This window comes from Thiohalocapsa sp., from assembly GCF_022340605.1.
GTDB lineage: Bacteria > Pseudomonadota > Gammaproteobacteria > Chromatiales > Chromatiaceae > Thiohalocapsa.
The window spans coordinates 21942-30674 of record NZ_JAJDNQ010000122.1; the positions used below are offsets into that span (position 1 = coordinate 21942).

General features: G+C 62.3%; 6 protein-coding genes. 2 read left to right on the plus strand and 4 right to left on the minus strand.

The features are described 5' to 3' along the window. Window positions 1–133 precede the first annotated feature (133 nt). From LJE69_RS15755 to LJE69_RS15770, 4 genes are all read right to left on the minus strand, one after another. Window positions 134–3067, minus strand: coding sequence for an EAL domain-containing protein (locus tag LJE69_RS15755; RefSeq protein ID WP_296926829.1), 2934 nt, complete (start codon window positions 3065–3067; stop codon window positions 134–136). 3 nt (window positions 3068–3070) lie between these two features. Further along, window positions 3071–4267, minus strand: a complete 1197-nt coding sequence (locus tag LJE69_RS15760) for a hypothetical protein (protein ID WP_296926832.1) — start codon at window positions 4265–4267, stop codon at window positions 3071–3073. Continuing rightward, window positions 4264–4659, minus strand: coding sequence for a hypothetical protein (locus LJE69_RS15765; RefSeq protein WP_296926834.1), 396 nt, complete (start codon window positions 4657–4659; stop codon window positions 4264–4266). Before LJE69_RS15765 ends, LJE69_RS15760 begins: the two co-directional genes overlap by 4 nt. A gap of 2546 nt (window positions 4660–7205) precedes the next feature. Next, the gene (locus tag LJE69_RS15770; protein ID WP_296926836.1) at window positions 7206–7628 is read right to left on the minus strand and encodes a helix-turn-helix transcriptional regulator; all 423 of its coding nucleotides are present in this window, start codon (window positions 7626–7628) and stop codon (window positions 7206–7208) included. Between the two features lie 81 nt (window positions 7629–7709). On the opposite strand from LJE69_RS15770, the gene LJE69_RS15775 reads away from it, so the two are divergent. Next, window positions 7710–8054, plus strand: coding sequence for a helix-turn-helix transcriptional regulator (locus LJE69_RS15775; RefSeq protein WP_296926838.1), 345 nt, complete (start codon window positions 7710–7712; stop codon window positions 8052–8054). After that, the coding region (locus tag LJE69_RS15780; RefSeq protein ID WP_296926840.1) for a hypothetical protein at window positions 8047–8733 on the plus strand (687 nt) is incomplete at its 3' end. The genes LJE69_RS15775 and LJE69_RS15780, both read left to right, overlap by 8 nt.

Here is an 8733-nt window from a genome sequence, read left to right on the forward strand (position 1 = left end):
CTCCTGCGCCGCACCGGAAACGCCGATGGATGGGTGCCCCGTCGGTCGGGGCCTGTCATCATAGCGTGGGAGGGAGCCCGCGCCAGCGCCGATGGCCCCGACGCAATCTCCGCCTGGAACGCTGATCTGGCGGTTATCTGACCGAAGCGGCCTTCACTCCCTGGCAGAAGCGCTCGACAAACTCCGCTCTTGGCAAAGGCCGCCCGATCAAGTACCCCTGCGCCAGATCGACGCCATGGGTACGGAGCCACTCGCAAACGTCCTGCCTGCCCACGTGCTCCGCGATCGTCTTCATGTCGAACATGTGCGCAAGCTCCACCACCGCGAGCGTCAATACCTGATCGTCCGGGTTGTCGACGAGTTCCCTGACGAATACACCGTCGATCTTGATATAGTCCACGCGCAACTGCTTGAGATATTTCAGTGACGAGAAGCCGGTGCCAAAGTCGTCGATCGCGAGCTGGCAACCCAGCTCCTGCACAGTGCGAAAGATTTCATTGGTCGCCGTAACATCCATAACGGCGGCTGACTCGGTGATCTCCAAGATCAAGCGCCCAGACACGGACGGGTGCTCAGTCATCATCTGTGCCAGTCCGCTGGAAAATCCGGGGTCGCCAAACGCGTACGCCGATTGATTGACGGAGACTTTCAGGTCGAAGCCCGCGTCAACGAACTGTTCAATCTCCACGGCAGCGAGCCGCAACACCGACTTGTCGATTTCGCGAATTGCGCCAGTCCTCTCCGCAACACTGATGAATTCGTCCGGGGGCACCAGTTCGCCGCTCGGAAGCCTCAGCCGCAGCAGCGCCTCCACGTGCGACACCGCGCCCGAGCGTAGGTCCATAATCGGCTGATAGTGCAATTCGAACCGGTGTTCCGCCAGCGCCTCCTCGATCATGGTCTTCGTCGTCAGTACACCGCGCATGAAGTCCCGGCCCATGGTCTCGGCCGAATACAACTGCCACTGATCGCGCCCGCCGGCCTTTGCCTGATACATCGCCAGATCAGCGATCGCCAGCAAATCGTGCACATCGATGCCGTGCTCCGGATAACAGGCGACACCGATGCTGGTGGTCACGCGGTGGGGACGGCCGCCGACCTCGACGTGTAGCGCGCGCAGTGCGGTTCTGATCTTCTCGGCGAGCGTGGTGGCGCCAACCTGATCCGTCTGCGGCAGCAGAATCGCAAACTCATCGCCGCCGAGCCGACTGACGATGTCGGTCGAGCGCACCGCCTTGCGAACCGTCCGCGCCACTGCCTTGAGCAACGCGTCACCGACGGCATGGCCGCCCGAGTCATTGATGAACTTGAACTGGTCGAGATCCAGATACAGCAGACTGCCGGTGTGGTCGTATTGTGCGGCCTCCGTCAGCGTTCGCTCCAGCTCCCGTTGGAATCGGCGCCGGTTGAACAAGTTCGTCAGCGGGTCGTGGTCTGCCAGCCATGCGATCTCCCGCTCAGCCTTGCGCTGCTCGCTGACGTCGAGCCCAACGGACAGGATCGCGGGTTGCTCGCTTCCAATATGCAAGCGCGAATGACGCCAGGCGATATCCCGCCACTCACCATCCGACACCCGCATTGCCGCGTCGTGCTGGAAGGTTGAGCGCGTGCCGTCCGCGACCTCGTTCAGGGCACGCCGGATCGTCTCCCTACCTGCCTTCGCGCCCATCGCGTCGTCGAAGTTCCATACGACTTCGTGTACATCCGCCCGGACACGCAGCAACTGCGACCCGAAAGCATTCAGGCTGAGCACGCGGCCGTCCCGATCCTGCGTCAGGATCACCGCCTGCGCGGTGTCGAGCAGGCGCTGGATAAAGTCTCGGTCCTGGCGCAACTGATGCGCCTGTGAGCGCAGCCGCTCCGTTCGTGAAGTCACCGTCTGTTCGAGGAACTCGAGTCGGTGGGATAATGAGGTTGCCGTGTCGTCGAGCAAATCGCTCTCATCCGCGAACAGCGATCTCCCTCTCGCGCGCCGGGTCCCGATGATCGACCGCGTGAGCTCAAACGCGCTTTGCCCCAGCAGTGGCAACGTTTCAGCGGTGGCGCGCAGGCGCGAGAGCGGGCGCCAAAGCAGGAGCGCGAGCACGCACTCGGCAATTGCGAGGCCGCAGATCCCGTAGATCCAGTTCCTGTTGATGACGGCCCGAATCTCTGCCATCGCCTCGGTAACGTCGTCAATCAGCAGCCAACGAGCGCTGCCCGCAGGAGCAAACCGGCTAACAGGTACTGCAATGATCCGAAATTGCGCAGGACCGAACTGTTTCACGGCGCCCGTTTGCAATGCTTCGAGGGTGTAGTCCCTCGCGGCGTCCAACAAGAGCGGATAGCGAAGACGGGAACTCGTTATCATGGGCACGGCCATGCGCCACTGTGGAACCAGCAGCGGGTCTGTGCGGGCCTTGTCGGCGCGCTCCCGCAGCAACAGCGCGATATCCGTGTTGGTCACCTGATAAAACGAAGAAACGACGTCGCTTAGCGGCGACGCGAACATGACAGCGCCGATTTGCCTGCCGTCGACAAGAAGCGGCGCAACCGCATACAGCCTGCAGTCGCTGGCGCAGAGGAGATCCGTCACGGGCCGCTCCGTCCTTTGCACCTCCTTCACCCAGCTGCGGACCTGTTGCTTTGTAATGACCGATTCGTCAGGGGTGCCAAAGCGCGCCAGGAGCCTGTCGTCATTGGAGAAGAATGCGGCCTCCACCAGTCCCGCCTCGAGCTCGAGCTCACTCCATGGCACGCTGAACGCCGAGCTGATTGCCGCGGCGTCTTGACTGCTCAACGCCGTCGCCATGCCCTGCACCGAATCCGAGACGCTCGCCATACGCAGCAACGCCGCCTTGGCATTCTCGACCAATCCATTGAGCGCCTCGATGCGCGCGTGATCAACCAAGCGCTGCTGCCGTTCGAACTGTCCGTCGAGTGTGGCTTCGATAGACACGGAAAATGCCGCAACGAGCAAGAGAAGCACGACACTCATCGCCAAGAGCGCCTTCCACTTCAAGCTGAACATGGGGTCCCCCGGCGCGCTGCGCGACAGTTGATGCAATATCTCTCGGTTGCGGTCCATGGCTTAGAAGCGTACGGCGAACTGAAGCGCGAAGATCGACCAATACTGCTGGATGTCGTCGAAATCCTGGGTGTCCGCAAGCGGCAGCCACGCCGTGCCATTGACATAGTGAAACTCGGCGCGAAGCAGCATCCATTTCTTTGGGCGCCAAGCGATACCAGCAGTCAGATCCTTCGCAAAGCGGAAATACGCCGGGCGTACAAACGGATAGTTTGCCGCGACAAAGCGCTGCCCGCTTTTGTCCTGCCGGTCGACAAACAGTCGGTCATAGCGGACAAAGCCCTCCCATTTCGGCGTGAAGCGATACAGCGCTTCAATATAGGAAGCCTCGCCGGTTGTGCTCGTCTCGCCTCTATTGAAGCCCCGTGTCTTGAGTTGGCGAGTGCCGAACTCGCTGGTCAGCGAGAACTTCTCTGCGTTGTATTGGAATGAGAAAATCAGGGGGCGAAAGTCGGTTTCACCCGGAAAGGACTGGCGGAGAACGCCCTTTGGAAGCTTGGGATCATAGTGGAGCCGCACCGAACCGGCGGAGACGCCAACTCGCCAGCGTCCGCCATCGCGCTCGTAGATCAATCGGCCCAGCACCGAGGTGTCGCCGGTGAACCTGCCAGGCAGGTCGGCGCCCAATATGGCGCGCTCGGTTCGGGCGCTGTCGTCTGTGCGGGGCGTCCCGGCATTTACCTGCAGATACCAATCGCCCACGGGGCTGCGATAGTTCGCGAAGAGCTGCGCCCCGTCGGAAGAAAACGAGGAATCCCGCGTGCGGTCGTCATAGATGGACTGTGGCAGGAGAATGCTGTCACGGGTGAACGCTACATCACGCGTTTCATTGAAGAATCCGAGCGGATTCAGCACCCGGCCGGCACGCAAGCCTGCCTCCAGGGTCTGATTATTGACAAAGGAATAGCCAACCAAGCCGTAGTCGAGCCGAGGCGTGCCTTGGTCCTCGTCTCCAGCACGGCGCGAGGCGACTTGTGCAGAAATGAGAAGGTCTGTAAGCGGCCGCCAGGAAGCATTGAGGCCGAGCTCCCAGAATTCCAGAGAGACCGTATCATCGGTCTTGCCGAAGTAGTTGTTGCCGCTGGTGGATATTGGGTTGAGGGCGGCGAAGCCGTGTATCTGCAGGGACTGCGGCAGCCCCGCCCCCGCTGCCAGAGGCGCGAAGCATGCCAAGGTCACCAGGAACGTTGCGCGCTTCATTGTTTGAATATCTCCACCTGGACTACGCTGTCGGCCGGGTAGCCGGACGGGAGATAGCCGATCCCGCCCGGGGTCGCGGCAACGCGGCGCCTCATCTCTTCCGGCGAGTGCACGACCAGCGGAGCCTGGCCGGTTCCAGAGAACACGAGTCTGTCCCATGCCTGCTCCAGTTGGTATGGAAATACCCGCAGCACGTTCTTGGCGAATCGTGCGTGTAGCTTGGAGTCGGGCTCCATGACAAATGCGGTCACCCTGGTGCCGTTTGGCCATTCAGAGAGATGCATGCCGAAAATCGCGCGTAAGGTGGCGAGATCAAGCTGTGAAATGCCCAGCGCGGGATTGACGATGACTTCCTGCGCTGATGCGATATGCAAGCACACGCTGGCGAACATTAGTAGCACCCCCTGTGCGACTAGGCGAAGGCTCGACGCTCGTTGCTTTGCGTGAAACGCTGTCATCACTCGGCGGACAGTCCGTGCGGGTCTCCGATATGCGCTACCGCGAACGCGCCATTCCAGACGGCGTTGTGGAGTGGAGGTGACGCCCGCGTACGCCACAGGGCATAGGTCACCGCTGTCTCGGGACACGTCACGAAGGGGTTGGTGGCATTGGTCACGGAACCGGTCCCTCGTCCTGGAGAAAGGGGGCACGCGTTTGGATCAGTGGGTCAGTGAACGGGCGGCTTGGCGTAATGCAGGCCGGGGCTCATGGTCAGGCGAGTCGAGGATGAAGCATGGGCGTCGGTGTATGGTCAGGGGAAGTGCGGTGGCGACGACGGGGCGATGCCCGCAAGCTGTGCGCAGCCGCAACTCCAGTTCGAAGGCGGTCGGCGCTGGGTAGCGTGCAATACACGAGTCAGCGACAGTAGCGTCAGGATCTCATAGGAGTCTGGGGTCAGGTGATAGGCTTCCTGTAGGATGGAAGAGAGGGGGTAACTCCGTGTTAGGGCATTGGAAGTACCCTTGCTATAGATGCAGTAATTGTCTGTATTTAGACCTGGGCCTATCGCTGATAGACGACTTGCTGCCGACCGGACGGCGGGGTGCGGGCGGAGGCGGCGGGGAAGCGGTCGTTCCGTCCGCCGTGTCCGGGGTGTGCGGCTCGGCAACGCGGCGCGCAGGGAGCGCCGGGTGCTATGCCGGGAAGCTCAGCGGGCCGGATGGTCCTCGCGAGAAGTATGCGGCATTGGCGTGAGTCCTCGTCGTCCGCGTTGGCGGGCGCGGCCCGGGCCGCTTGGCATGTCCCTGAGGGGCGGCGGGCCGCAACGGGGAATAGCCCATCACCCCATGCGGAAGTCCGTCCCGGAACACCGTCCGATCGTCTACGGGCTCGGGCTGGATGCGGTGACAGACGGAGAGGCGGCCGTCGCGCGCGGCTGGCGCGTCAACCGGACCGCTGGAGCGAGGGATTTCGCTCAAGCAGCCCGAGGGGGCAGACCCGGCGTGACGGGTAGGAGAATGCATCGACGGATTTGGTGCCGCATGCGAGTCTTGACGTGTGCGCGCCATGGTGGAGCGGCGAGTGATCGGCGCTTCGCTAGAAGTTCAGGGGTATGAATCCGGTGCACTTAACGACTAGGTTACGGCGGTCTGCGGATAACTTGGCATAGCCCGACAAGTTTACATTGGCATTGCCTGTTGATACCTTGCACTGTTCGTTGAGTTGCACCTTTATTGTCGAGCCAGGTGCAACGCTTGCGTTGCTGATGCCCTTGCATTCGCAGGTTGCGTTAACCTCACCAGTGAGTCTATTGGTGGACACCTTGTATTTGGCCGGGCGCGTGCAACTTGCGCGAGCGACATTGGCATCCAGGAGACACTTGTCTGCGGCTATGGTTGCCTTGTTCTCCGCGAAAGTTGCGTTGGCCAGTGAAAGCAAGAGCAATCCTGATAACCCGACAAGCCTGTATAGTTTCATTACCTGCCCTCTGCGTTCGCTGCTTTAGGGGGACGCCGATTATTGGCCCTTCCGACAAGCATCGGCACGGAGCTCGAACCTGTTCAGAAACCTGTTCAGAAACCGGGCGGTTTCCGTGCTGCTTCATGTTCGATCACACTGTCGCCCGTATTCTAGTCACAATGGTGGCGCAAACGTGCAGACATGCCTATGACCGCGCGTCGTAGTGTTCGTTAGGCTGCGGACAAAAGTTGGGATGGGGAACTTCCCAGTGCTGTGCTGCCTTTGGGCAGCAGCCTGCTGCAAGTGAATCACTTTCGCCATCATCAGGGTTATACGGAGGGAGTCGGATCTTGCCGTTGTTGTCGGAGGTCAACGCGGACTCATGGCCGTGTGCCGTCGCGGGCAGCGCGGCGCGGTGCTGTTTTCAGCGCCTTAGTCCGGTGAAAATGAGGGCCGTCGTGCCCGGCACGGGAAACGCCGACACATCGGCATCTCTCTAACGCTGCGACGCGAAAATTCCGAGACAGATCTTGGATCGATCTTTGGCCGTGACGCCCTGGAGGGCGACACGCCGGCCGCCGCCCCCCTGGGAGTGTCGTCGGGCAAAGCGACGGGGGCTGGCGTTATGGGCCGCACTGCGGGCAGGCTGGACATCTGCGCTTCAAGTCGCCAGGCGGTGCGACGCGGTCCGTGCGCTGGAGCAGGACGCCACACCGGGCGCGCGGAACTGGACGGGTTGGCCGAGGATGGGCGCGACGGCCAATGGCCGCGATGTCACGTGCGGGCCAGGGGCCAGTGGGAGGGTCAGGGGGTACTTGAGATGGGAGTGGAGCCGGTGCGCGGATTCGAACCGCGGACCTACGCATTACGAACGCAACCGGCACATAGTGGCGTAAGCAAAAACAGAGACTTAGCGCGCGATGCCCCGCGCAAATCGCCACAAATGTGCGCCGTTGCGCAGGGGTTGCCGAAAACACGTCATAGTCGCGTCATAGTCGCTCGCTCGCTCGCTCGCTCGCTCGCTCGCTCGCGCGTGCCGTCACGTGTGGCCGCGAATCGCGAGCAGCACCGACAAGTACCCCTCCTTGGTCAGCCGGGGGCACGCCAGCGAGCGCAGCATGCCCCACTCCTCGGGTTGTATCTCCAGGACCGAGATCAGCTTGGCATCCCCGGCCAGCGCGATCAGCCCCGCGCTCGCGCCCTCGTCCTCGAAGAGTGCCTCGGGTCGCAGGTGAGGCGGCAGTCCAGCGTGCGCGACATCCTCGCCGCAGAGCCAATGGATGGACACCCCGAGCGCTCCGGCGAGCATGCGCAGTGCCTCCATCGACGGTGTGCGGTCCCCGATCTCCATGCCGGAGATGTGCGACTGCACGACGCCCACGCGCTTACCAAGCTCAGCTTGGGACAGCCCGGCCGCCAAGCGCGCGGAGCGCAATCGGCTGCCGTCGAGTCGGTGCTGCATCAATCCCGTCATTGTTGTGTGTTCGGATTTAGGTGGGGGGATGGGTTATCACAGCGCCGCCCATGAGCGCGGCCGGGCGACATGATAATTGCCCGCCACAACTGCGTCGATGGAGAGTCCCTGATCGTGTCGGCGATAAGCCCTGAAGGAGATAAATGGTATCGCTTGGGCGATACAACACGGCTCGGTGCCGAAGCGAGGCTGCGTGCGCTCGGCCCGGAACTGCGGCGATTGCGCCGCGCTCGGGGTCTCAGCCAGCGCCAGCTTGGTGCGCGCGTCGGTATCGCGCAGTCGCAGATTTCCGCGATCGAGCGGGGGAGTCGGCTGCCGAAGCTGCGCACGCTGCTGGCCGTGTTAGAGGTGCTGCGCGTGACCGTGGCGTTGCGGATCGAGGCGCCCGACGGGCAGGAGGACGCCCATGCGTAAGCGCAGTCCGCCGGAGCAGGGCGAGTTGGATTGGGACGCGCAGGATTCCCAGCTGCGCGAAGACGCCGTATGGGCGAGGCCCGCGCCCGAGGATTTCCGAGGCAGAGTGATGCAGGGTTACCAGACCTTCATCTCCCGCGACGAAGCCGAGCAGCGCAATCTGTCCAATACGCTCGCGTTTTGGGATGCGCTGCCCAAGTACGGCATTCCGCGCAACCAGCAGGCAGCGATGCGCAACGAGCATGGCGACCTGCCGGACTACGAACGGGTGTTCGAGTACTCCGGCCGGGAGTATCGCCTGCTGGTTCGCGCCGCGCGTGTCAAGGTGGACGGGCACCTCGGCATTGACATCTATCCGAGCGAGCGCGAACAGCTCGTGGAGTCCGCCTTGCGCTACCAGGCGTGTCAACAGGCACAAGGCTTCTACACCGAGCAGACGAACGCGTCGACGCCAATGGCCGGTGTGGTCTGCACGATCTACCAGATTCGCAAGCTGCTCGCTGCGCGCAAACGTCATCTGACACCCGCGGAGATCCGAGAGGCCATCGAGGTGCTTTACCATTGCCGCATTGGCGTATGCGCTACCGACAGACGCAAGCGCGTCGTTGCAAACATGCCCATCATTGGGGAATATCACAAGCTGGATAAAGATGGTGACGCCGATGACTGCGAATCCGCC